Below are 25,145 nucleotides of genomic sequence, written 5' to 3' on the forward strand. Positions count from 1 at the left end.
CGATTCCAGCATCATCAATCTTCTAAGATTTTTTCAACGGTGAAGGCGTGGGGATTGCCCAATGCCAGTGTTTCATCCGGATTGTCAGTCTTCAGCAGCCCCCATTTTAACACCTCCCGTTTATCAAAAAACTTATCATCAACCGTTATCTTCTTTTGTTCCGGGCTCCCGGAACCGTTAGCCTGTGCCTCAGTCATGATGCCGCTATACCGCTTGGGCTGAATATCCACTTCTATGATGCCCTGAACCCCGAATAACTCATCGGTGTTTTTGCCGTTTTTCTCCACGGCACTCCATTTCTGATTAAATTTTGAAAGCAGTTTTTCACAGTCAACGGCCTTTTCTGGGCTTTTTCCTCCGGTCAGGACTTCTGCCAGGGCAAAGGTGGCCGGGCCACTTACACCATTTAGCAGGGTGATAAGCGTGTCCGGTTTTTTCTTTGAAAAGGGATTTTTCATTACCAGCAGATGCGATAAAAGAGAAAAGGGTTCATCCTGGACCTGGTCCTGGGATTTATAGGGCCGGCCGATCACCCTGTTGTCCGTAAAAAAGCCGCGGTTGTTCTCTTCAATGCCTTCCACCTTCCCCGGACGGGAAAAAAATGTTGGAATGGGCGAATGCGGATTATCGCGGTTTTGCCCCTCTCCATCATTATTCTCCATCTCTTCCTGCCATCCTTTTAAAGCCACCAAAGCAATGTTTTTTTCCTGTGGAGACATTTCAATGGTGTCGGCCGAGGAAAAGCGGGCCTTTTTCAGTCCGTAGGCATGGGCCAGAATGATTTCAGTCAGCGGATTCACATCGGCCGATGCAACGATGAGGCAATTTTTATCCTGCAATTCATTTTTCACAAGTTTTACATATTCATCCAATGACGCTGAATCATCCCAGTGGTTATTCAATTTTTTTTTGATGGTTTCCGGTGAATAGATCGGCCGTTCAAGCTCAGGCACCACCGACTCCTCCGCCGAAGACAGATACCTCACCAGTTCAGAAACGGTGCGCTGGTCCCAATCACCGACGACCTCCCGCTGCAGCCGTTCGTGATGGACCGCGCCCGTATATATATGTACCGTGGGATGCCGGGTCAGGCGTTCCCAGAAGACATTGCGCTGCAGGCGCGGAATGTCCTTGGCGATCAACTCCTCCAAAGCAGACCGGAGACGGGTTGCCAGCGCTTTTATATTGTCCTGTTCAAACTTGATATACCAAAGCGCCCGAATATCAAATGCGATGGAATGTTCACCCGCCGGAAGGGATCTCTTCTGGTCACTCCCATGGGAACGATCCGTTCCCTTTGCAACATCCCTGTAAACCGGAATGACATTAATCCCCCTGGCGTGGCAATACCCCAGCCAAAAGTATGCATGGCAATTCTCGCCGGCAAGATCCACAATACAGGTAAAGGCGGAGTCAACAACTTCAGCAATTTTTTTAAACGGAGCGGGCTTACCGTTTTTATCGATGAGCTCAATGTCGTCGTTCTTGCCCAGGCTGCGTAAATTGTCTAATTGACGGCCGTCCTTTAAAATGCGCCATGCCTCATCAAGGTCGTCCGGCTTGTCCTCAATTTGATCAATGTCTGAAATGGCGACGCCTACGGCGGCCCGCAGGGCATCCCTGAACCCCACATCAATGTCCTTTTTCCCGCCCTGGGTGTCTGGGGATCCGGCATGATCTTCTTGCCAGTCAAAGGCGGTGCTTACAACAAGGGGAACGATCTTCATTGTGGCATTGCAAGGGCTTATATTAACACGCTTGAGGAAGTGTTTCGGCGGACTCTTTTCAGGGTCAATATACCCGACACTCGGATACTCCAGCACTTCATCCGAGCCCAGCAGGCCGATGGATTCCATCAAGTCCGTATTAATCCGCTTATCCTTATCACTCTTATTGCAAACAATCAGCAGCTGCTTACCCAGCCCCACCGATATGCCCAATTCATACATTACATTGGCATTTTCAATGGAAAGATCGACAACAATGACATTGGCATCCTGGATTCTCCGGCATATTTTTTCACACATGACATATCCGATATCCCGGAATTCATCCGCCCGTTTTATTTGTTTATCCGGCTGATCGATATTGAATCCATCTTTCAAATAGCGTTTTAAACTCCATTCGTAGAAGGTATCCAGATTAGAGCGGAACGGCATAACAACAAATACGTTATATTCCCGGGGTTCTTCACCCTTCACATAGTCGGCATCGTCCCATAGGGGCTTGCGGCTGCTGAATATGCATTGTTTTCCAGTCATGAAACACCGGCGGATGCGACGGGGAAATTCGTATTCCTTTTCAGCGGTCATTTTGATTCCATCTCCTTTGGTGGTTAGCCATCTTTGTATCACGAATGAATCCCACCGGATCCGGAGGATATTCATCAGTGTTCAGCGAACAGAACCATATGGAAATTTGGTACCTTATCTAGCCGATCTGGATGCTGAAGATAATATAGTCAACGGCATATCAACATTATTGAATGGTGTAAAGATCTTTTATAACCTGAAGCGGACGGGCAGAAGGGATATGAATCTCTCATCGACAAACGCCATATCGTTTACTATGATATTGAAAGGAGGAAATCATGGATCAACACACTTCGAACCGAATGACCATCCTGGTATTTACCGGATTTGCCGTTGCATTTCTGGCCACCCTCCATCTCCGCCCCTACGCCGGAAGCTGGCTGGTCAAAACCATCCCCATCCTGATGCTGGCCTTGTTTGCCCTGAAAAACCTCATCGGGAAAGAGGGTAAACTCCTGTTTTCAGGACTCCTGGCTTCGGCCGCCGGAGATATCCTGCTGGAACTGCCCGATCCCTCTCTCTTTGTGCCGGGCATGGGCGCCTTCATCCTCGCCCATATTTTCTACATCGCCCTTTTCTGCCGCCAGCCCAGGGCAACGGTGCCCAGGGTATCCATACTCATCCTGATCCTGGCCTACACCATCGGATTCGGCACCCTGCTGTTTCCCCACCTCAAGGAGATGACCCTTCCCATTCTCTTTTACCTGACCGTGATTGCCATAATGGGCATTTCCGCCTGTATGGGCCGCAGGAACAATAGGATGGTCATCACAGGGGCCCTCATTTTCATCGCATCGGATTCCCTGATCGCCTGGAACATGTTCCTGGCCCCCATCCCCCATTCCAGCATATGGGTGATGTCCACCTACTACACGGCCCAGGCCCTGCTGACGGCCGGTGTATACAGAGCCCTGTTAAATCTGCAATAATTTTAAGTCCCGGGACATTCCATATGGGTCGTTTCTCAGGTGACGAAAGGTTCTATGAAAACCCAGACCAGCCAGCCGCCCCTTTACCCTGAACGTTTCCATTTAAAGATAACGGCCCCAACCAGGCAGGATGACGCCACCCCCGCCGTCAGCCAGAAAATGGCCATGGAATCGGGCAGCAGCCGGATCACAGGCAAAAGCAGGGCGTAGCATATCATGGTGGACAGGGCGTAGGAGATGGAAAAATCCTTCAGCACCGGAGTCTTCATTTCCGAGTCACAGATCCTGAGCAGAAGAATCCCCGTCATAATGACCCCGGTGCTCTGCCCGAAAAGGGCGATGCACCGCTCAAAGGAATAATCATTAAAGATCCTGCCGCCCAGCTTCATGACAATGAGGTAGACCATGGCCACCCCCAGGATGAACATGGTGATCATGGGAAGGGCATATTTGATCACGGCGGAAACCGGAAGGCTGGCCACGGCGGCCACAATGGAAAAGTCCACCAGGAGCGCGGTGAACTTGGTTTTGATTTTCGGATCGATAAGATGGCTTAACCCCAGGCCTCTGATTATTCTGTTGACGACCAGCATGAGGGCGATGGCATAGGCCCATTCGGCAATATTGGACAAAAGGGGCACCTTGTAGGCCTTGAGGAATCCGGTCAGGACATAGGAGAGGCCGCAGACGGCCAGGATGACGGCCACGTGAAAGGCCAGGCTGTCTATGGACGAGGAATGGGTGGTCTCCCGGCAGGCCAGGGCCTGGCGGTTCGTATCTTTTTCATACCCTTTTCTCATCTCCCGGGGCAGGTTCCCGGGGGTTGTGAGGTGGTTGATCCTGTTTTTCCGGGCGGCGATATTGATGAAGACCATGCCCAGCAGGATGCCGCAGACCAGCCCCACGGTGGCAGAGGTGACGGCCACGCCCTGGGCCACTTCCCAATAGGGCATGTTCAGTTTCTGGAGGATATTGCCCACCAGGCCGGCCGTACCGTGGCCCCCGAAAAACCCCAGGGCCAGCTCCATGCCGAAGGCAGGATAAATGTCCAGCTGGGGCATGAGGGCGGTAAAGGCGATCTTGGTGGCAAACCCCAGGGCAAAAAGGCCAAAGGCGCATCCGGTCCCGATGAGGAACATGGGCAGCACGGCATTGGTCTTTTTTGATGACGGAGTCCCCGGATCCATGCCCACCCCGAGGGGAATGGAAGCGATGATGGGCAGGATGAGTATACCCGGAAGCAGGGAAAAATCCCTGATAAATTCCTCCGGGATGGGCAGCAGGGCATTCTCCTTGAGCACCACCGGCCCCAATACCAATCCGATGAATCCCCCGATCACCGACGCCGGCAGAAAGAGGTTCTGGAAGAGCCCTATTCTGGCCCTCAGGAACACGCCAGCCAGAAGCAGGCCGCCCAGAATGGAAAATTCCTGGGCCAATTGGGTAAAGAGCTGGGATGTCATCTTTTCCTCCTTTATTTGGTAACAACGAGGTCGTCATAGCCCAGGTCCCTGAGCACCTCGGGGAACCTCTGAAATGTGGGACGAACCACAGGCAGCAGCTTGAGCATGGCCGTAATCTTTCCGCCCTGCCTGACCTTGCCCCGGGCAACGGCAGCCACCGGGTTTTCCATGCCGTGCCAGAACCTGTGGGAATGGTCGGCGGACTGGCTGGACCAGACATCTTCCTGGACCGGGGCCGGGCCCAGGTGGAAATTGCCGTAGAAGCCCTCTTTTTCAGGCGGATTTTTCAAATCGATGAGAATTTCACAGTCCGGATCCGTATAGATGAATTTGATGATGATCCCGGATTTTTTCATCTTGGGCCCGATTTTATCGTCCTGGAGCACATTGGACAGAAAGGCTCCGTAGATTTCGTACAAATGGTCTTTATCTCTGTAATACTGGCTCATGGGATCCTCCTTAAATTGAAAGCGTAAAAAAATCAGTCCCCGGGCGTATATCCGATCATGGCTTTGATCTCCAGGTATTCCTCCAGGCCGTACTTGCTCCGTTCCCTGCCGATGCCCGACTGCTTGTATCCGCCGGCCACGAGCCTGGCCCCTTCAGCCACCCCGGTACGGATATATTCCCGGACCGAGGCCTGCTGGTTGGCATCCACCATTGGGCCCAGATAGACATTGTCGTCAAAGGCGTCCCCCATCTCCATGACACCCAGGGCCGCCAGCGCCATGTCAATGACCTCTTCCTGACGGTTAGCCGGGACGATCATCCGGGTCTGGGCAGTACAGGTCTGGCCGGAGTTGAGGTAACAATTGAACATGCCCTTGGAAACGGCGGCGTCAAAATCCGCATCCTCCAGGAGGATATTGGCGGACTTGCCCCCCAGTTCCAGGGTGACCCGCTTTATAGTCCGGGCGGCGGCCTGGGAGACCAGGACCCCGGACCGGGTGGACCCGGTCAAGGAAACCATATCAATGTCCGGGTGGGCCGAAATGGCCTGCCCCACACAGGAACCTGTGCCCTGGACCAGGTTGAAGACCCCGGCAGGCAGGTCGATTTCTTCCATGATCTCGGCCAGGATAAAGGCGTTGAGGGGGGCCAGCTGGCTGGGCTTGAGCACCATGGTGCACCCGGCTGCCAGGGCCGGGGCCACCTTCCCGATGATCTGGTGCAGGGGATAATTCCAGGGGGTGATGAATCCGCAGACCCCGATGGGTTCCTTGGCGATCATGGTACTGCCCATGGGGGTTTGGAACTCATAGTCCTCAAGGATGGTTACAAAGCTTTTGGCGGCGGCGATGGGCAGGCCCGCCTGGATCATCCGCGACCAGAGGGAGGGCATACCCATTTCCCTGGAAATGGTGTCCCCGATCTCATCCTGGCGGGCTTCCATGGCCTGGGAGAGCCTTGAAAGAAAATGGGCCCGCTGGGCCACAGGCGTCCCGGACCATTCAGGCAAAGCCCCTGTGGCGGCTTGCACCGCCAGATCCACATCCGCCTCATTGCCCATGGCCACCTTGGCGATGACCTCTTCGTTACAGGGATTGACCACCTCGGTCCATTCCTTGCCCCGGGGTGTTGCCCATTGACCGTTTATGTAGAATTTATCGTATGTTTTCATAACTTTTCCTTAATACGGGGTGACCCTTAACTTTTCTGGCTGAACCGCCTGCCGAAGATGATGGAGGCCATGGTGATGCGCAGCATCTGCAAAGAGCCGCCGGCCACCTGCCAGGCCCTGGCATCCCTGAGCATCCGTTCCATGGGATAATCCGTGGAATACCCGTAGCCCCCAAAGAGCTGGAGGGCCGTGTCCGTGACCTCCTTGACCATCTCATTGGCATAGCATTTGCCCATGGAGGCCTCATAGACCGAGGGCAGGCCCTGGCCGGCACCCGAGGCGGCCCTGTAGACCAGAAGCTTTGCCGCATCCAGCTTCATGGCCATGTCGGCCATGGCGAACTGGGTGTTCTGGAATTCACAGATGGGCCGATCGAAGGCCTTTCTCTCCATGGCGTATCTTTGGGCCTCCTCAAAGGCGGCCCCGGCAATCCCAAGACACATGGCCGCATTGCCGCAGCGCTCAATGTCAAAGGCCAGCATGAGCTGTCCGAAATCCCCGGCCTTGACCACCAGGTTCTCTCTGGGCACCTTGACCTTGTCAAAATAAAGGGCGCAGGAGGGCATGCCCCTAAGGCCCAGGAATGTTTCCTGGGGACCGAAGGAAAACCCCTCCGACCCTTTTTCCACCAGAAGCGCGCCGATGCCCTTGTAGCCCCGGACACCGTTGAACCGGGTGTAGACCAGGTAGTGGCTGGCCAGCCCTCCGCCGGTGATGAAGACCTTGGTGCCGGTAAGCTCGAAATACCCTCCCCTGTCCTCGGCATTGGTGGAAAGATTGGTCAAATCCGATCCGGCCTCGGGCTCTGTCATGCAGACGGAAACACTCAGATCCCCGGCACAGACCCCCGGGATGATCCGCTGTTTCTGCTCTTCGGTGCCGAAGAGGCTGACCACCCGGGCCGGGCCCACATTGGACTCAAATACCGGGGCGGCGATCATGGGGCTGAACCTGGCCAGGGCCTCGATGGCCAGAACCGCGGTCAGGGCGTCCATGTCCTGGCCGCCGTGGTCGGCTGACAGGGTCATGCCCAGCAGATCCATCCGGGCGAATTGTTTCATCAGATCGTGGGGGAATTCCCCTGTTTTATCGATTTCAACGGCAAGTTCCTTGAAATTTTCACGCCGCCCCATGTCCCTGAGGCTGTCCAGGAGCATGGCCTGTTCTCGGGTTAAGCTAAAATCCATTGGATCTCCTTGTTTATGGTTGGGGACGGGTATAGATCGCATCCATGGCCGCAGCCAGGGGGCGGATATCCGCCATATTTTCTATGCTGAGTATGGTTTCGGCGGTATGGTTCACCGCCTTCGGGGAAGCCTGGGGACAGAATTTCATTATTTTTTGAATGATGTCATCCTGGGTCATGGGATCCCTGGGGTCCCCCTTGGGGATGTCCACCTGCCGGTCAAATGTGCTGCCGTCCTGCAGACGGATCTCCACCCGTGTGGCGGTTTTTTCCGGATAGACGGCATTGAGTGCTTCGTCGGTGGCCACCTGGATCTTATTTGAGAATTCCAGAAGCGCCCTGTCCTCAAGCCGGTTCTCCGTGACCTGGGCCGGGCCCAGTTCGCCGTCGGCCAGGCAGGCGGCCACCACCCATGGGATGGAAAACTGGGCAGACACAAAGGAAGGCGGCTGATCTTCGGCCGCTGCAACGGGTTTGCCCACGGCCAGCTCGGCAATCCCGTAGGTGAAGACCCGGACCGATTCAATCTGCTCTACAGCCAGTCCGTGTTCCCGGCGCAGGCCCAGGGCGGCCTGGGCGGCCCCGTGGGTGTGGCGGCAGGCTGTATAGGGTTTGAAATAGACATCTTCCATGGAATAGGGTTCCCCCAGGTTGGCCGTAAGTTTGTTAAGGTCGGGATCCGCCGCCGTGGTGATTTTGGTGAACCCGCCGTTGAGGTGGGAACCCTCCAGAATATAGGGGGCACCGGTCACCCCCCGTTCGGCCAGCCCCGCCGCCATAAGGCCGCAGGATGCCCCCTGCCCCCCCTGGACGATTTTGACTGTATACCCGCCCATGAGGGTTTCCGCCGTGGATACGGGCAGGACATACCCGGCATTGCCCAGGGCGGCGGCCATGGCGACCCCGTCCAGGTCCATCAGCCGCCCTGCGGCGGCAGCCGCGCCCAGGGCCCCACAGGTCCCTGTGGGCAAAAAACCGCCCAGGGTGTGCCAGGGATGCATGGCCGCCGACACCCGGTTGGCCGCCTCGTACCCCGCCACAATGGCTTCGATGATCTGCTTGCCTGAAAGGCCCCGGTCTTCGGCCAGGGCGAAAGCCGCAGGGATGACCGCGACCCCGGGATGGTTCCCGCCGAACCTCACCCCGTCCTGGGCCTCTATGGCCTCGGCGGATGTGCCGTTGATAAAGGCAGCATGGTGGATGTCCGTTGTAAAATCCAATCCTAAAACCCTGGACCGGCCCCGGCTGCCCAGGCTCCGGATATATCCGGCGGTCTGCTGGACCGCCCCCAGGCTCAGGGACCCGTAGATATTGGCCAGATAGTCCAGAATACAGAGCTTGGCTTTGTGGACCACGGTTTCGGGCAGGGCCCAGTACCGGACGCCGGCGCAGAAATCGGCCAGCACCCGGGTGGGGGCCTGGGCGCAGCTATCGGATGCGTTTGTAGTCATGGGGCCTCCTTATACATATCCTTTTTTTTCGTAGATTGAGATCATGCCGAAGGGATCCAGCACGGTCCTTAACACCTCCAGTTCTTCCGGGGTGGGGGGCTGGGTCTCCTGGACGGTATCCGAAATATTCAGATCCCAGGGGGTGTGTTCAATGATTTCCTCTATGGTGCTGCCCGGATGGTAGGAGGCCAGATAGGCCTCCTTGGTCTCGGGATCGAATCGGAGTACCCCCTTGTTGGTGATCAGGGCATGGGGGCCGGTATTTTCATCCATTCCCCATTTTCTGCGGGCCCCGGGGCCGTCGATATACCCGGGGGTGGTGATGAAATCCACATGGTGGGCCAGCCGCCGTTTGTCGTGGAGGGCGATGATCAGGGTCTTTTTGGCCAGGGCGCCGATGGGATTGGCCCCGCCGCTGCCCGGCAGCCGGGTTTTGGGGCGGTTGTAGTCGCCGATGACCGTGGTGTTGATATTCCCGAAGCGGTCCACCTGGCTGCCGGAGAGAAATCCCACATCCACACGGCCGGCCTGGAGAAACATGCCCATGATATCCACCAGTCCGCCGATCATGGCGGCCCCCGGGTTGAGGCAGGGGTCTCCCACGGAGAGAGCCGGGCGCAGCGGTTTTGCGTCGATGACGCCGGACTCCTGCATCATCACCGCGTTGGGGGCATGCATATGCTTGGCAATATTGGCGGACATGGTGGGAAAACCGGTTCCCACGATGACCAGATCCTGGTCGGATATTTCCCTGGCCCCGCAGCAGGCCATTAGTTCGGGCTTGATATAGGGTTTATCATTCATTATCTGCATCCTTGTATCTTGGGTTTAATAGGCGTAGCTCACCGGAAATCCGTAATCGAATTTGGCCTTAAGCTTATCGAAGGCCCCGTACCCGAACCGGTCGATATAATGCTGGATATAGGCGGTCCTGTCCTCAATTCCGTATACCCATTCATCCAGGAATTTTTCAAAATCCTCCTGGGTGTTGGAGGCCTGCTGGTAGACATAGCCGAATGAAAAATCCGTATCGTAGAACCCAGGGGTGTAACCGGGATGGGCCCCGAAGGGTTCCTCCACCACGGCCGCCACCCGGGTGCCGGAGACGATGGTTCTGGAGGGGTCCTTGCCGATGGTTTCCCTATCCACCAGCCGTTCGCAGGAGACGATCACCTTTTTGGCGGCATTGGCCCCGTACATGCAGTCCCCTCCGATGCCCCACATCTGGGCATTGCCCGCCTCATCGGCCTGCTGGACATGGATGATGGCCACATCGGGATTAAGCGCCGGCACCACCACCGTGGGGCTGCCGTCAAAGGGGTTGTCTATGAGCTTGTACTTATTCTCCCCCATAAACGAGGAGACATTGAGCAGATCCGAACCGGCCATATCCCGCACCGGCACAAAGGGCATGCCCATGGCCCCGGCCATGAGCATCATGGGCAGGGAGAGGTTGGTGTACTCCTCCACCTGGATGGGGTGGGGAATCCCTTTTTCCACGGCCCGCCTATAGCAGCGTCCCAGGCCGTAGATGCCCAGGGACAAAAATGTGGAGATAAACCCCTTGACGCATCCGGCGCCGATCAGCATGTCAAAATCGTCTGCGGCATTGCTCCGCGTGACGGTCAGCTCCCGTTTTTTCTGGCGGATGATTTCATGGACGGCGGAAAAGGGGGTTCTGCAGATATACCCGCCCATGAATAAAATATCCCCGTCCCGGACATGGTCGGCGATGGCCTCTTTCATGGTTACAACTTTATTCATATCGACCTCTTTTCTTTGGGTTGCAGCCTTTAGAAACTGAATTCGAACCGGTTGATGATCTCTTCCTGGGCGATGTCGCTGAGCTTGGTGAACAGGGCCGAATACCCTGAAATCCGGACCACCAGGTCCGGGTAGAGTTCAGGATTGTCCCGGGCATGGCAGAGGGTTTCCTTGTTGACCATATTAAACTGGACCTGGGCCCCGCCTCTGCGGAAATAGGCCCGGATCAGGGCACAGAACAGATCCGGGTCCACGGACTTGCCGTCAAAGCGCATGTTCAGGTTGGCCCCGTTGTATATCCGGTCCAGGGGCAGCTTGGTGACCGAATTCATCAGGGCGGTGGGGCCTTCAAAGGTGACGCCGTTGGAGGGGGTGATCCCGTTGCCCAGGATGTCCCCGGCCCAGCGGCCGTCGGGGGAGGCCCCGGTAAACGCGCCCATGGTGATATGGAAACCCACGGAAAATATCCCCGGCCAGAAGGCCCCGCCCCTATAATGTTTCCGGCCCTCGAGGGCCAGGGCCAGGTGGTCCGCTACCTTAGCCGCCATGGCATCGGCGTCCCCATGGTCGTTGCCGTATTTGGGAACCTGACTCAACAGGAATTCCCTTTTGTCTTCGGCATCGGTCCAGTCTTCTGCCAGCCATTGGGAGAGTTCTTCCAGGGTGAACCGTTTTTCCTCGAACACGGCCCTCTTAAGGGCAAAAAGGCTGTCCGCCGTATTGGAAAACCCCATGAACTGGACCCCGGTGGCATTGTAGACGGCCCCGCCCCGGGTCAGGTCCATCCCCTTGTCCATGGGCCCCTGGATCATGGACGAGGCAAAGGGAGAGGGCAGGATATCGGCAATGGTCTGGTCCAGGCAAAAGATGCCCTTCACCATCTGGCCGATGAAGTGGGACACCTGGGCATCATAGGCATCAAATACCCGGTCAAAGTCGGAAAGGGTTTCCGGAACACCGGTCTCAGGGCCGGACAGATATCCGAAGATATTGTCCACCCCGTTGCTCAGGGCCAGTTCCAGGCATTTCATCAGATTAAACTGGACCGCAAAGGTGGACCCGAAGGTTTTACCCTGGGCATTGGGCTCCAGGCAGCCCACCACCCCGTAATCCCGGGCGTCTTCCAGGGTATGTCCCCCCTTGACCAGGGTGCTGACAATGGTCCGGTCATTGAAAAAATGGAGGAGCACCCCCTCCCTGGCGTACTGGGCCGCCTTTTTGAACAGGCCTCCCATGGGGGGGGATTGGCCGGTATCCGGGCCCAGGCGGACCCCGAAATTGGGCTGGACCGTCCGGATGGATGCGTAGGCGTCCAGGATCACATGGCTCAGGCCGTTGGCGGCGTCCCGGCCGTCGCGGCCGACCCCGCCCACGGTCACGTTCTGGGTGGTCTTTCCCTCGGTGCCTTCGCCCCCCGGGATGTAGGCCTCTTCCAGGACATTCCAGATTTCGTTAAGCTTGAGAAAGAGCAGGCAGATCAATTCCCGGGCCGAATCCTCTGTGATCCTGCCGGCCTCAATGTCCGCCTGATAATAGGGATAAAGGATCTGGTCCAGCCGGCCCAGGGAGACGGAATTGCCCCCGGTTTCAATCTGGGCCGCAAGATGGATAAAATAAACGGACTGGACCGCCTCATGGAAACTTTCGGCCGGATACTCCGGCACCCTGGCGCAGATGTCTGCAACCCGTTCCAGTTCGGCCCTCCGGACGGGATTTTTTTCTGCTCCAGCCATTTCCCGGGCGGTGCGGGCATACCTGCCGGCAAAGCGGCAGACCCCTTCCATGGACCGGATGGCTGCCCGGTAAAAGATCCCTTTTTCCCCTGATTTTTCCCCGGGCTTTTCATCTTGACACTTATCATCTAGGGCCAGGGCATCCAGGTGCTGCCGGGCATCCGCTATCATTCCGGAAAGTCCCCTGGAGAGTACCCGGGTGTGGTCCATGGTAAAATGGCCGATCCCATAGGTGATCTGGAGCATGAAGGTGAAAATATACTTGTCCATGTCCCCTGCCACGTCCGGGTCCAGCCGCTGCTCGAAAATATCCTCCACGGACCGGCCTTCCCAGAAGGGCAGAATCCTGTTTTTCAGTTCCTCTTTTTCTTCCGGGGTGATCAGGGCCCGCTGGACCTGGCGGCGGTCAAAATTGTCCACATCCCCCCGGATCCAGCGGTTCTTGTTTTCCGGAAACAGGGGGGCGCCCTTGAGTTTGGCGGTCCTGCACCCCACAATGAGTTCGTCCTCCCGGATGACGACCCGGATCTGGTTCAGGATCTCTCCAAATGCCCGGCTCATGCGTGTCAGGGGATGGGCATCCCAGTGTCGCGCCATGGATCCGGTGATGTATCGAGCCCGTTCCACACAGACTTCCTGGGGCGCGTTGATGATCCGCTCCCGGATCCGCGCCACCCGCTGGGTGGATGCAGGCAAAGATTCGGCCTTCATAGGAATCTCCCTTTTGACGGCCCGCCTCGGCGGGCAGGGTTATGTCCAAGGCGTCCCTTAAAACAGGGCCGCAACAGCACTTACTTGATATTCATATGACTGAGAAGAATATGGTCCCGTATGGGGCCCGGAAGCACCTTGTTGAGAAAAAGAAAAAAGGTGCTCATGAAATCCACCTGGTTGTGGAGTTTTGGCTTTTTCGCCTTAAGAACCTTATATATCCGCCGGGCTGCGGCCTCGGGTGTGGTGGCGTCTTTGATCAATTCGTTGTCCCGGGAGATAAACCGGCCGGCCCGCTCCCTGTAAACCGAGGCTTCCGGCGGAAGGGTATGGATTTTTGAGGCGAATGCCGTGGAAACCTGGGCCGGTTCGATGAGGGCCACCTGTATGCCGAAGGGCTTGACCTCCATACGGATGGCCTGGACCATGCCCTCTATGGCGAATTTGGTTGCCGTGTACACCGACTCAAATGGGAAGGGGATCTGGCCCACCAGGGAGGACATGGCCACAAGCTTCCCCTTGCCCTGGCTACGCATGGCCGGGATAAAGGCCTGGAAGACTGCGGCCGTCCCCATGACATTGATATCCAGGCATTGTGCCGCCCGGTCCAGGTCCACCTCCTCAAAGGGGCCGAAGAAGCCGATGCCGATATTGGATAATACCGTATCCACCCGGCCGAACCGTTCAAGCACCCGGTCCTTGAATTCCCTGACCCTGTCCCGGTCCAGGATATTAATCTGTTCAAGGAGGTGGTCAGCGCCCAACCGGTCAAGCTCCCGGCCCAGGCTTTCAAGATCTTCCTGGTTCATATCAAACCCTGCGATACTGTCTCCGGACCGGGCCAGCATTTCGGCCACCTGCCGGCCCATGCCCTGGGCCAGGCCAGTGATGACGACAACCTGCTTCATGATCTGCCTCCTTAAATTATTGTTTTTTTTGTAATCTTATATCGGGGATAACCGCCGGGGTTATCCGTGTGCCGCCTCCATCTCCCCGGGCCGCACTTCAAGCTGCGCCGCCTTAAGTTGGGCCATGGAGCCCTCAAAATCCGGGTAGTCCATGGTGAAACCGGTGGCTTTCAGCTTGGCGTTGTCCACAATATAGTCCTGGTATAAATATTTGACGGCCTCGTATTCCAGATCCGGGATCCGGCCCTTCATCCGGGCGGCAAAACCCTGGATCCGGGCCAGGGCCTTGACCAGGAACAGGGGGAGCCGGACCCGGGGGCGGAGGGTGCCGAAGGTGTCGGCGGCCAGGGTCAGGGCCTGGGCCAGGGTGGGGTGGGAATCCTCGCAGATATTATAAATCTGTCCTATGCACCCCTCTTTTTCCGACAGAAAATAAAGGGCCTTGGCCACATCCTCGGCCCGGATGTTGGACAGACGCTGCCGGCCCGAGCCCGGAATGGCCGAAATATTTGTCGGCCGTGAAAATGCCTTGCCGGCGCCATCGGCGCATCTGGGCCCGTAAACGGTGCAGGGCCTTACAATCACCGCAGGCAGCCCCTCTTCCATCCGTTTGAACACCACATCCTCACCGTCCCGCTTGCTTTTACCGTAATCGTTTTCCGGATGCCGCTCATCGGTTTCCCGGTAGGGGATGCCCTGGTAGTATCCGTAAACACTGGTGGAGGTTACATGGATAAAGCTTTTGACCCCCTTTTCCAGGGCCAGCCGGGTGATGGCCGCCACCCCCTGCACATTGACCGGATAAAGTTTCTCATAGGGGGTGGAAAGATTGCAGACCGCCCCCAGATGGAAGACCCGGTCAACACCGCCCTCAAACAGAGGAACAAGGCTTTGGGGATCGGTGAGGTCCGCCCCCACAAATTCCACCCCCAGGTCATTGAAAAAGGTAAGGTCTTTTCCGGGCCGGGCCGTCGCCCTTACCCTGACCCCCTGGCGGGCCAGGTACTCCACCACATGGCTGCCCATGAATCCGGCAGCGCCGGTCACAAGGGAAATGCCGGTGAGTTTCATATTTCCTCCTGTTCAGGTGCACTTTGGAGTTCATCTATTTCCTGCCTGGACGATTTCAGCCATTCCAGATACATCAGGTTCATTTTGATTCCCAGGTCCGCCACCTGGTTAACGAAAATATCCTTTGACCGCCACTTTTCCTGGTTCCTCCGGCGGAGAACCAGCTGGTCTTCGTAGGATCGGATCTGTTCGTCAAGCAATTCCAGAGCCCTGTCCTTGTCACCGAACCCGAAAAAGACAAAACGCATTAAAAAGGGATCTCGAAGAAGCATGCTCTTTTCGGGAGAGGATTCCAGCCATTCCCTGAAAACGGTTTTCCCCTGGTCCGTGAGAGAATAGAGTTTTTTGGGCGGTCCCTTCCTGCCGTTCTGGATGGATTCGCCCATGGAGACCAGGCCTTCCTGCTCCAATTTCTTAAGGTTGGGGTAAATCTGGCCGTAGTTCACGGACCACATATGGCCGAAATTTTTTTCTATATGTTCCTTGATTCTGTACCCGTGCATATCTTCGTAGTGCAGCAGGCCGAGGATGGCGTATTTGAGGGACATGGACATCTCCTTGATCTCAAGGGCTTATATGAATTTTTAATATATAGAAAGTATATATTAAAACTATATATAAGTGAAAATTCCCCGGGTCAAGTAAAAAAATAAAAAAATGACTAAGGCAGCAGAAACGCGGCTATCCGCCGATAATGGGGGATAATCCTTTTTCTTCAAATACCCGGGCAACGGCCCGGATCCGGTCTGCGCCGGGAGGAGACGCTTTCTCCATGGGATTTTTAAGTCCCAGATCGGCATATTTTCGCGCCCCGGTGTTATGAAAGGGAAGAAGGTGAATCTGTCTATAACGTGTACGGCGAATAAGAAAATCCGCAATCCCCCCAAGATTCTCACGGGTATCTGTCATGCCCGGAATAAGTGGAAACCTGAGCAAAAGGGGAATATTTTGGCCACTGAGCCGTTCAAGGTTCTTCAGGATCACCCCCGGGGATCTGCCGGTCAGTGCCCTGGCTCTGGATTCATCCACCACTTTGATATCGTATAGTACCAGATCGACGGCTCCGGCCACCGGCCCCAGGACGGCAAAAGGGGCGTAACCGCTGGTGTCCAGGCAGGTGTGAATCCCGCGATCCCTGAAGGCAGCCACCAGGGCCGTTAAAAGACCGGGCCGGACAAGGGGCTCTCCCCCTGAAAAAGTGACCCCTCCCCCGGATTCCTCAAAATAAACCGCATCCTTTTCAATTTCCCGAACAAGATCCCTGACAAGGCCCTGGTATTTTTCTCCAGCCCGGCCGCCCTCCCCCGCCCGGGTCTTGCCTTTGCCCGGCATGGGCTGGCTTTCCGGATTGTGGCACCAGGCACAGAAAAGGGGACAGCCCTGGAAAAAAATGGTGGTCCGGATGCCCGGGCCGTCGTGGATGCTGTACCGCTGAATTCTGAATATGTCCGGAGCAAAATCAGTCATAGGCCTCGATCCTCCTGATCCGCCGTGGGCGGTGTTTGGGGAGGGGCCATTTTGCTGAAGCCCAAAGAAATGCCTCCCCCTTAAAATAAGAAATTTGATTATCCGACGCTTTAGCCTTTTTTCTCCGCCGGGTCAATCCCGGGTAATTCAAAAAAATAGACACCAATACAATGAGTGCATTTTTAACCCTGAACCTCATTGAATCCCAAGGGCAAAATGGAAACGCGCTACTTCATGGATGACTTACAGGAGTCGTTCCCCAATGTAAAAACGATTACGGATGATAAAAACTCAGCAAAACCGATCAGGCTGAATAATTATGAAACTTTTGGGCTGACAAAACGTTATGAACCAGGATTTGAACGGGCAGGTCCAGGCATCGCTGGTTTGTACGCCTTATTTTACCGCGCGGTTTGGTAAAACGACCGGCACGGTGAATAATCAGATGTCTAATAGAATCAGATTATCCTGGCATTTACCGGATCGGAAACTGCATTATTACGCCCCTCCATATCCGCCCCATGCTAAAAACGGGATGGTCAAACATCCCTATCCTGACACGGCCCTACATTAAGGTTATGATCCTGGTGCACATTCGGGACGTACAGTCCGGGTCATGGGAGATAAAAAGCAAGGCCATACCGGATTGTTCCCGTATGGATGTCAGATGTTCCATGATATCCACCTGCAAAGGCAAATCCAGGCCGCAGAGGGCTTCATCACAGATAAGCAGATCAGGCGAAACCGAAAGCGCCCTTGCAATGGCGGCGCGCTGGCATTGCCCGCCGGAGAGCATCCCCGGGCGGTATTGCCCCAGAACCGGGTCAAGGCCCATGGCCTGCATCAGCTTGTCCGCCCGATTATGCCGGTACCGGTTCGATCCCATGCCAAAGGCGGTCATGGGTTCCATGATTGAGGTGCGAACCGGTAAAAAAGGATTGAGATAAACAAAGGGATCCTGCCATACCATCTGCACCCTGCGGTAAAACTTTCGGCCGGGACGTTTTTTTTGATTGGCAACCGGCCGCCCTTTCCAAAAAATCTGGCCGGCATCAGGCGGTTCTACGCCCAGAATAATGCGTGCAATGGTGCTTTTTCCGATACCGCTGGGTCCCGACAGGCCGACTGCCTCTCCGGGCTTTATGCCAAGGCAAAAATTCGACAGCAAGGATACTGCTTCAGGCCCCCGGTCTGCATAGGCCTTGCTGATACCGTCCAAATATAGAAGATGGGAGTTCATCGGCCTCCGCCTTCAATGAATTTCATGGCCCTGACCAGTTCCCGGGTGTGGGAATGGAAGGGATTTTCAATGATATTCCGGACCGGGCCGGCCTCTATTTGCCTGCCCTTGTAAATGACCGCCAGATGCTTCGCCAGGCCCTGCAGTCCCCTCAAGTCGTGGGAAATAAGAATAACGGCTGTCCCCTCATTTTTAGTCAAATCCTGGATAATTTCGATGACAAGGGCTTTATTCATGTCATCCTGTCCTGTGGCAGGCTCATCGGCAATGAGGATGCGGGGTTTAATTGCCAGGGCCAGGGCCATCAGACAGCGCTGGCGCTGGCCCCCGCTGAGTTCAAACGGGTAACGGTCAAAGGCTTCTGCATCCATCCCGGCCTTTTCCAGGGCATGGACTGCTGTCTCTTTAAGCTTTTCCCTCCGGACTGGCCGGGCAGCCTGAATGGCGTCGGCCAGATGGGTGCCGATTTTGACCCAGGGATCCAGGGCCCTGGACGGACTTTGAAACAGCATCATGATGTCCCGGCCGGAAACCAGAAATTTTTGTGCCCCTTTCTCCGGAGAAACCGGATTCCCCATAAACCGGACCTTTCCGCTGCAGACCGCCAGCGGCGCAGGCAGGATACCGGCCAGGGCCATGGCGGTCAACGTCTTTCCAGATCCGCTTTGGCCGGTAATGGCCATTACCTCCCCCCGGTTCAGCCGAAAGCTGATATTTTCAACCAAGGTCTCGCCGGAAATTCCGCCGGGTGTTCCAACGCTTAGATTCTGAACTGTCAGAAGAGCAGGGTCAGACATCCTGGAATTCCTTTTGGAATGCTTTTCCTGCCACATTCAAGGCCCCAACCACCATGGTAATGGAAATACCCGGCGCTAAAACCAGCCAGGGGGCCCGGGCCATATAGATCCCGGCTTCCTGGAGCATTCGGCCCAACTCTGGTGCCGGCGGGGGCGGCCCAAGCCCAAGATAGCTCAGCCCGGCAAAGGCCAGGATCATTCTCCCGGTTTTCAAAGCGGCGCCGGCAAGCACGGGATTCTTAAACTGGGGCAGGATATAGGCAAGAACTATTCTTGACGGTTTTAATCCGGCGGTCCTGCCGGCAAGGACAAATTCCTTTTGGGCGGCTGACAGGGCAAGGCCCCGAATCAGGCGTGCCCACCAGGGCCAATTGGCCGCTGCCAGACCGATAATCAGCCCCTGCATGGTCCCCCCGGCAAGCCCGGCAAAGACAATGGCCAGGATCAGACCCGGCATGGCCAGCCCCATATCAATCACCGCTCTTAATGAAACTTCAACCCAGCCCTTGGCCAGGGCCGCCCCGATGCCGATCATTGCCCCAACTCCCACAGCCAGTCCGGATGCGGCAAGTGCACCGCTCAGTGACAGGCGCAGTCCCCAGATTATGCGGGACAGGACACATCTTCCAAGCTGGTCCGTTCCAAAAGGGTATTCTGCGCAGGGTGATGTCAGCCGAAGGGCAAGATCTGCGGCCAGGGGATCATTGGGGGCAATCCAGGGGGCCAGCAAGGCTGAGCCCCCGATAGAAAGACAGAACAAAAGGCTGAAACCGGTTTGGCCGGGAATCAGATGCAGGTCTTTTTTCACAGGCTGGCCCCCATTTGATTTTTCCTCACCTGGGGATCCAGCCGCCAGTGAACAAAGTCTGTCAGCCCGTTGACACCCACAAAGACCAGACAGATCAGCAGGACAAGGGCCTGGACCATGGGAATATCCCTGGCCAGAACGGCCTGAACCGTCAGTCGACCCAGGCCCGGCCTGGCAAAAACAGATTCCACGATCATAGTACCGCCCAGAAGCTGGCCCAGGCACACTCCCCACAAGGAAATCATGGGCACCAGAGCATGGGGTAGAATATGCCGGAAAAATATTTTCAATGATCCAAGCCCCCGGGTCCGGGCAAAACGTATAAAATCGGCATCCATGGTTCTGATCAGGGCCGAGCGCAGCATGCTGCCCTGGAGCAGCCCAAGGCCCAGTGCCAGTGAAAATGCGGGCAGGATGACATGGGCAAAAGATCCCTGTCCGCTGACCGGCAAAAGCCCCAGTTTAAGGGATATAAGCCAGGCAAGCATAATCCCCAGCCAGAATGGGGGCATGGCAGAAGACACAATCGTAAGGGCGGAAATCAAATGATCCACGAACCTATGCCTGAACACGGCAGACAGCATGCCTCCGGCACTGGATAACACCACCGCCATCACAAAGGCGGCCAGGGCCAATTCCAGGGTCGGCGGCAGACAATGGGCCATCTCCTGTGTAACCGGACGGCCCGTCTGCCAGCTTAGGCCAAAATCTCCGGTAGATATTCTGCCCATCCAATGCAGGTACTGAATTGTCCAGTGCCGGTCCAGTGCCAGGGAATGCCGCAGTTTCTCAATCTGTTCCCGGCCCGGCGCCTGGCTCTGGCTGGACAGAATGATCTCTGCCGGATCACCCGGGCTTAAGGTAAACAGGACAAAGGTGCCCAGGCTGACGCCCCAGAGGACAAAGCCGGTATAAACCATGCGTTTAATCCAGTTGGGGGCTGTCCTCATTTCATACTCCTGTGATTGGGCGACCCATTGGGGGGATGCCAGCAGACCATGGCAGCGCCGAACTCTCCTTTAAGACAAATATGATGTTTTTCCACATAAGGGCTGAGCACATCGTCAATGGTCTTGTCCATATGCGGCCCGGAACACCCGAACATCCCAAAATAGGATCTAAAGTATTCCCGGGCCCGGTGGAATTCGATATCCAGCACAGCCGGCAGGCTCAAGTCGTACACCTGGGGGGACCTGCCCGTCTGTTTTAAAAAATTCCGGGCACAGGTCAGATGATTTGTTGAGGCAGGAAGGGGGATGTCCATGACCTTTGTCCATATTTGCCGGTAAAAAGGAAAGGCGGCAACCCCGTTTCCCAGCACCAGCACACAGGCGCGCTTAGCCAATTTTTCCAGGCGTAAAATTCCTTGGGGACTGCAGGCCTCTGGGAAAAATGCCGCCACAATCAGGTCGTGCTCCGGCGTGGAATCAAGGCTGTTCCAGTCAGCAACCAGCGGCTTAATCCCGGAAATACCGCGAGTCTGAATTTTGTCTTCCAATAACCGGATCATGCCCCGGGAGTTATCCATGGCCGTGACCCGGCCGCCCTGCCCGGCCAGTGCAATGGAAAGGTTTCCCGGGCCGCAGCCGATTTCAAGAATGGCATCTTGTTCCTGACAGAGGCCATGGAGAGCCAAAACCGCGGCCATTTCACGGGCACAGGCCAGATTGATCCCGGCCATATGTTCCCATAGATCAGAAACCTTGTCATAAAATTGTTGCCATTTCTCAGGGGATTCAACCTGGCTCTGTTTTAAAAAGGATTTTCTTTCAAACGCCTTCCAGCGGACGCCCCAGTCCGCATTTTCAGCAGTATCGTCCAAAGCATCTGACGTCATTGTTCAGCGCTCCTCTTTTTGAGTGTGGACACTGCCGCCGGCTTTGCCTCAACCAGCAGGGGCCTGAAATTATGGTCCATGCCAAAATATGCCAGCCGGTCGGTATAGGCATAGAATGAAATATCATGGTACAGGGGCAGCAAAGGCAGATTCCTGGTGAAATATTCTGACAGGCGACGGTAGATATTCTTCTGCGCGGCCCTGGAGGTGCCGTGCCTTCCTTGGGCAATGAGCGCATCGGCTTTGTCACAGGCACACCCGTAGCTTCTCGGACCGTCAGAGGCCAGATAATAAGCATAGAAAAAATCAGGCTCGCCTGTCATCAGGGTATTGGGCTGCAGGGCCAGGTTGAATTTGCCCTCTTTCATTTCCTTATAGTACGCCCCCGGTTCCCGGATATGGATGGCTGCAGCAAATCCATATTGGCCCAGTTGCATTTGGATAAACTGGGCAATATCCAGATAGGGCCAGCGCTCTACGGTACCGGCATGGAGCAGAATGTCCACTGTCCCTTTTTCAGGCATTTTAACCGGATGCCAGTCGTCGTTGAGGTGTCCGAAACACCAGTCTTTTGCAAGGGGCGTGAACGGATCTTTTGCCACACGGCCGCATCCTGAAACAAGTGCATTGACAATGTTTTTCCGGTCAATGATGGAGGCCAGCCACTGCCGGGCAGAATGATCAATAAACGGTTTTTTCCAACAGTTGAACACCAGATAATGGGTGGTGGCCACTTCAACGGATTCCAGAACCAGGCCTTTCACATCCTTAAGGGTCTCAACCTGCTGGGGTAAAATAGCACCCACATCGGCAACGGCATCCACCTCCTTGGCCATCAGAGCCATGGCCCGGGTCTGGGCATCGACCAGGTTCCTGAAAACCACCCGCCTAAAATGGGGTCTGTTCCCCCAGTATCCGTCAAAGGCTTTAAGGGAAATGCGGTCTCCTGGAACGGCCCGGTGCAGGTAAAAGGGACCGGTGCCAGTCACGGTTTTAAGACGGCCGTCCGGTTCAAAATCCTTTGGGTGGAGTATGGGGCTCTGGTAATAGGACACCCTGTTTGGGAAGGACGGATTCGGCTTTTTTAGATGAAAGACGAGGTCCAGCCGGCCCCGGGCTTCCAGTCTATCCAGATTTTTATAAACACCGGAAGGATCATAGCGCGGACTGGATGCCGTGCGAAGAATCGACTGCCTGGCAAGTTCTGCGGTCAAAGGCGTATTGTCATGGAACCGAACATTGTCCCGCAGATGAAAAATCCAGGTCCGGTACTGCTCTTCTGCTTCCCAGGACCGGGCCAGCCATGGGCAGGCGTTCAGGTTGTCATCCAGATAGGTCAGAGCCTCCCAGGTATGGGTGGAACCGTGAAGATAGGTACGGCTGGCCGGGCCGTCCAGAAAATCCCGACCCACCCCGATAATCAGGGTGTCTTCCCGGGCCTGGATGGCCCCGGCCAGGGAGAAACCAGGTGCCAGGACCATCCAGATCATGGCCGGTGCCAGAAAAATCAGGCACCGGTTCCAAAGGTTCAGGGTGATTGAGGATACACTTTTCAAATTCAAAATGCGTACCTGACCCCCATCATGCATTCCACATACCGGCCGGGATTGACATAGACAATCTCGGTGGCATAATCCTCATCCAGCAGGTTCACGGCGGAAACCTGGGTACTTAGGGTCACCTTTTCTGACAGTGCCCAGTCCTTCCAGACCTTTACATCAAGTGTTTCATAAGCTTTCATGTGAAAATAGGGCAAGTCTTCGTTGTTATCCGTGTAATACCGGCTGCCTGAAAACCGGTACAGCACTTCCCAGTTAAACAATTGAGCGTTCAGGTATCTGAGCCCCAGGCTGCCGAAGTAGTCCGGGGAATTTCTCAACTGGTTACCAACATTGTCAGGATTTGTGTCGTCCTTGGTGATTTCCGAATCGTTCAGGGTCAGCGATCCGGTAAATGCCAGGTGCCGGGTAATGGGCTGTTTAAGGAAAATTTCAACACCGTTGATTTCCGCCTCTCCGATATTTCTCGTTTTGATCAGGGTGGTGGATAGAGGGGTATTATCCTCATAGGTGTATGCCATGATATTTTCAATAATACCGTGGTAAGCCGTAACCTTGATCAGGGTGTTCCACTGGGGCAGTGTGATGTCAGCCCCCAGATCAACCATCCAGGTTTCTTCGGGTTCCAGGTCGGTATTGGCTTCCCGCCAGGTGGGGCCGGTGTTTTTATTTTGGAACAGCCATTTGGGATTGCCGGGCCAGAAGGCCGTACCGGCAGAGGAGTGCAGCGCCAGGATGTCGTTGACCCGGAATTTGACACCGCCCCTGTAAGTGACGGTGTCTTTGCTAACATCGTCCGGAGTGCTGTTGGAAGAACCGGAATCATAGATATCCTTGTACTCCCACTTGTCATACCTAAGCCCGCCCAAGAGGCTTAACCGGTCATCCATGAAAAACATCTGGTCCTGGAGGTACAGGGCTGACTGGTCCGTAGTCAATTCATAGCGGTAGGTCTGAGTTCCGTCAGGGTCGTAATCATACGAGGTTTCTTCCTCCCTGGCAAAATACACACCGGCGGTAAGCACGTTGTTGGGCAGAATATTGAAGTCGCCCTGCAGTTCAAAGGGGATCCGTTTGCGATCCCAATCTTCAATTGTAGTAATGGCATCATTTACCACTATCACGCCGCCCACAAGGCTTGCCCCTCCATTGGACTGGGAGGGAATGGACTGGTACTGGTACCCGGTGGTTGCCGTCAATTTCACCTGCTCGGTAAATTGGTGGCTCAGCCTCAGGTTGGACACCACGGTATCGCCGTGATCGTTTGTGATGGCATTTTCCTGGCCCCCATAGAGATACCGGTCCATATAATTCAGCGCCAGGGACAGCGTCGTGTCTTTGTGGTTATCCCACTCCAGCTTCCCACTGAGCCATTGGTAACTATAGTCATTGTCTTCAACTGAGGATCCCCTTATATACTGGGGTTTACCCAGTTTGGACAATTCTATCATTCCGTCCACGGGTTTCATCTGATAGCCGTCGGATATCTCCCCGGAATAGGAAAACCGGTAGGTCAAATTATCTTTTGCATCTCCGATGGAAAGGCTGGGCTTAAAAGTGTTGTTTTCGCCGTAAGCGACCTGGGCGCTGATGCCTTCATGGGCCGTGCCGCTGCGGGTAAGGATATTCACCGCACCTCCGGCCGCACTGGGGCCGTAGAGGGCGGATGAGGGGCCTAAAACCACATCCACCTGCTCAATATCGTTGGGGTTTATTGCCGGAGATAAAAAGGCATGAACCGGAATCCCGTCGATAAGGTAGGCGGTACGCTGCAGAAAGTGACCGGTGCCCCTCAATTGTATCCAAGGCGGGCCCCAAGGGTAATACTGCCCGACACTGACACCGGGCAGATCCCGGATAAATTCGCCAAAATTGTTCATGTAATAGGACGGCTGGCAATCCAGGTCCTCACGGTCCACGCTGTATGATGTCACCGGAGACAATTCCTGTGCCACACTTGTTTTGGTGGCCGTAACCGTAATTTCTTCAATCTGATTTACTTTATTTTGGTCTTTTTCCGCCCATGCCGGGTAGATCAGGACTTGAGCCAGAATAAGTATAACGCCTGACCACAGCGGCCAACAACTCTTTTTCATTTTCCTCTTCTCCTTTTTCAGCTTCCAGATCAACATCAATTGAGGGATGAAGGCATACATATGAAAAAGGCCATGAATGCCCATTCCCCGGTTTAAGGGTGTTTCTGGACCTTCATGGCCACAAGGATTAGTCTGCGACTCTAAGAATTCAAAGTAGAACAAAAGATGTGCATTTTGCTGTACCTGAGATTT

Annotated in this window: 22 protein-coding genes; 2 read left to right on the plus strand and 20 right to left on the minus strand. The window is 55.4% G+C overall.

Annotated features, from left to right (window positions below; genetic code table 11):
• Positions 1–14: 14 nt before the first annotated feature.
• A complete protein-coding gene (locus tag HUN04_05535; protein ID WDP89219.1) occupies positions 15–2,312 on the minus strand; it encodes a hypothetical protein in 2,298 nt (765 codons plus the stop codon).
• Between the two features lie 278 nt (positions 2,313–2,590).
• Between HUN04_05535 and HUN04_05540 the strand changes: the two genes are divergently transcribed.
• Positions 2,591–3,241 (plus strand): lysoplasmalogenase, encoded by a 651-nt coding sequence (locus tag HUN04_05540; protein ID WDP89220.1) that lies wholly within the window; start codon positions 2,591–2,593, stop codon positions 3,239–3,241.
• An 83-nt stretch (positions 3,242–3,324) separates the two neighbouring features.
• Here the strand turns inward: HUN04_05540 and HUN04_05545 are convergent, their stop codons facing one another.
• The 12 genes from HUN04_05545 to HUN04_05600 all read right to left on the minus strand — a co-directional run bounded on the left by HUN04_05545 (position 3,325) and on the right by HUN04_05600 (position 16,616).
• Positions 3,325–4,704 (minus strand): glutamate:sodium symporter, encoded by a 1,380-nt coding sequence (locus tag HUN04_05545; protein WDP89221.1) that lies wholly within the window; start codon positions 4,702–4,704, stop codon positions 3,325–3,327.
• A gap of 11 nt (positions 4,705–4,715) precedes the next feature.
• Positions 4,716–5,153, minus strand: coding sequence for a hypothetical protein (locus tag HUN04_05550; protein ID WDP89222.1), 438 nt, complete (start codon positions 5,151–5,153; stop codon positions 4,716–4,718).
• A gap of 32 nt (positions 5,154–5,185) precedes the next feature.
• Positions 5,186–6,325, minus strand: a complete 1,140-nt coding sequence (locus tag HUN04_05555) for an aldehyde dehydrogenase family protein (GenBank protein ID WDP89223.1) — start codon at positions 6,323–6,325, stop codon at positions 5,186–5,188.
• 26 nt (positions 6,326–6,351) lie between these two features.
• The gene (locus HUN04_05560; GenBank protein ID WDP89224.1) at positions 6,352–7,512 is read right to left on the minus strand and encodes an acyl-CoA dehydrogenase family protein; all 1,161 of its coding nucleotides are present in this window, start codon (positions 7,510–7,512) and stop codon (positions 6,352–6,354) included.
• Between the two features lie 13 nt (positions 7,513–7,525).
• The gene (locus HUN04_05565; protein ID WDP89225.1) at positions 7,526–8,962 is read right to left on the minus strand and encodes an MmgE/PrpD family protein; all 1,437 of its coding nucleotides are present in this window, start codon (positions 8,960–8,962) and stop codon (positions 7,526–7,528) included.
• A gap of 9 nt (positions 8,963–8,971) precedes the next feature.
• Complete coding sequence (locus HUN04_05570; protein WDP89226.1) at positions 8,972–9,766, minus strand: CoA-transferase subunit beta; 795 nt, start codon at positions 9,764–9,766, stop codon at positions 8,972–8,974.
• A gap of 24 nt (positions 9,767–9,790) precedes the next feature.
• Positions 9,791–10,726: a CoA transferase subunit A gene (locus HUN04_05575; GenBank protein ID WDP89227.1), complete on the minus strand. Its 936-nt coding sequence runs from the start codon at positions 10,724–10,726 to the stop codon at positions 9,791–9,793.
• A 29-nt stretch (positions 10,727–10,755) separates the two neighbouring features.
• Entirely contained in the window at positions 10,756–13,170 is a 2,415-nt protein-coding gene (locus tag HUN04_05580; GenBank protein WDP89228.1) for a hypothetical protein, read from the minus strand.
• Positions 13,171–13,250: 80 nt separating this feature from the next.
• Positions 13,251–14,078 (minus strand): SDR family NAD(P)-dependent oxidoreductase, encoded by an 828-nt coding sequence (locus HUN04_05585; GenBank protein WDP89229.1) that lies wholly within the window; start codon positions 14,076–14,078, stop codon positions 13,251–13,253.
• Between the two features lie 60 nt (positions 14,079–14,138).
• Positions 14,139–15,149 (minus strand): NAD-dependent epimerase/dehydratase family protein, encoded by a 1,011-nt coding sequence (locus HUN04_05590; GenBank protein ID WDP89230.1) that lies wholly within the window; start codon positions 15,147–15,149, stop codon positions 14,139–14,141.
• On the minus strand, positions 15,146–15,697 hold the full coding sequence (locus tag HUN04_05595; GenBank protein ID WDP89231.1) for a PadR family transcriptional regulator: 552 nt from the start codon (positions 15,695–15,697) through the stop codon (positions 15,146–15,148). Before HUN04_05595 ends, HUN04_05590 begins: the two co-directional genes overlap by 4 nt.
• Before the next feature lie 133 nt (positions 15,698–15,830).
• Positions 15,831–16,616 (minus strand): glycyl-radical enzyme activating protein, encoded by a 786-nt coding sequence (locus tag HUN04_05600; protein ID WDP89232.1) that lies wholly within the window; start codon positions 16,614–16,616, stop codon positions 15,831–15,833.
• Between the two features lie 216 nt (positions 16,617–16,832).
• Between HUN04_05600 and HUN04_05605 the strand changes: the two genes are divergently transcribed.
• Positions 16,833–17,036 (plus strand): hypothetical protein, encoded by a 204-nt coding sequence (locus HUN04_05605; GenBank protein WDP89233.1) that lies wholly within the window; start codon positions 16,833–16,835, stop codon positions 17,034–17,036.
• Positions 17,037–17,181: 145 nt separating this feature from the next.
• Here the strand turns inward: HUN04_05605 and HUN04_05610 are convergent, their stop codons facing one another.
• The 7 genes from HUN04_05610 to HUN04_05640 are packed head-to-tail and all read right to left on the minus strand — an operon-like array spanning position 17,182 to position 24,953.
• Entirely contained in the window at positions 17,182–17,856 is a 675-nt protein-coding gene (locus tag HUN04_05610) for an ABC transporter ATP-binding protein (protein ID WDP89234.1), read from the minus strand.
• The gene (locus tag HUN04_05615) at positions 17,853–18,653 is read right to left on the minus strand and encodes an ABC transporter ATP-binding protein (GenBank protein WDP89235.1); all 801 of its coding nucleotides are present in this window, start codon (positions 18,651–18,653) and stop codon (positions 17,853–17,855) included. The genes HUN04_05610 and HUN04_05615 overlap by 4 nt, the downstream gene beginning before the upstream one ends.
• Positions 18,646–19,461: an ABC transporter permease subunit gene (locus HUN04_05620; GenBank protein WDP89236.1), complete on the minus strand. Its 816-nt coding sequence runs from the start codon at positions 19,459–19,461 to the stop codon at positions 18,646–18,648. Before HUN04_05620 ends, HUN04_05615 begins: the two co-directional genes overlap by 8 nt.
• Complete coding sequence (locus HUN04_05625; GenBank protein WDP89237.1) at positions 19,458–20,411, minus strand: ABC transporter permease; 954 nt, start codon at positions 20,409–20,411, stop codon at positions 19,458–19,460. Before HUN04_05625 ends, HUN04_05620 begins: the two co-directional genes overlap by 4 nt.
• On the minus strand, positions 20,408–21,298 hold the full coding sequence (locus tag HUN04_05630) for a methyltransferase domain-containing protein (protein WDP89238.1): 891 nt from the start codon (positions 21,296–21,298) through the stop codon (positions 20,408–20,410). The genes HUN04_05625 and HUN04_05630 overlap by 4 nt, the downstream gene beginning before the upstream one ends.
• Positions 21,295–22,860, minus strand: a complete 1,566-nt coding sequence (locus HUN04_05635) for an ABC transporter substrate-binding protein (protein WDP89239.1) — start codon at positions 22,858–22,860, stop codon at positions 21,295–21,297. Before HUN04_05635 ends, HUN04_05630 begins: the two co-directional genes overlap by 4 nt.
• On the minus strand, positions 22,857–24,953 hold the full coding sequence (locus HUN04_05640; protein WDP89240.1) for a TonB-dependent receptor: 2,097 nt from the start codon (positions 24,951–24,953) through the stop codon (positions 22,857–22,859). The genes HUN04_05635 and HUN04_05640 overlap by 4 nt, the downstream gene beginning before the upstream one ends.
• Between the last annotated feature and the right edge of the window lie 192 nt (positions 24,954–25,145).

Source organism: Desulfobacter sp. (genome assembly GCA_028768525.1).
Classification (GTDB): domain Bacteria; phylum Desulfobacterota; class Desulfobacteria; order Desulfobacterales; family Desulfobacteraceae; genus Desulfobacter.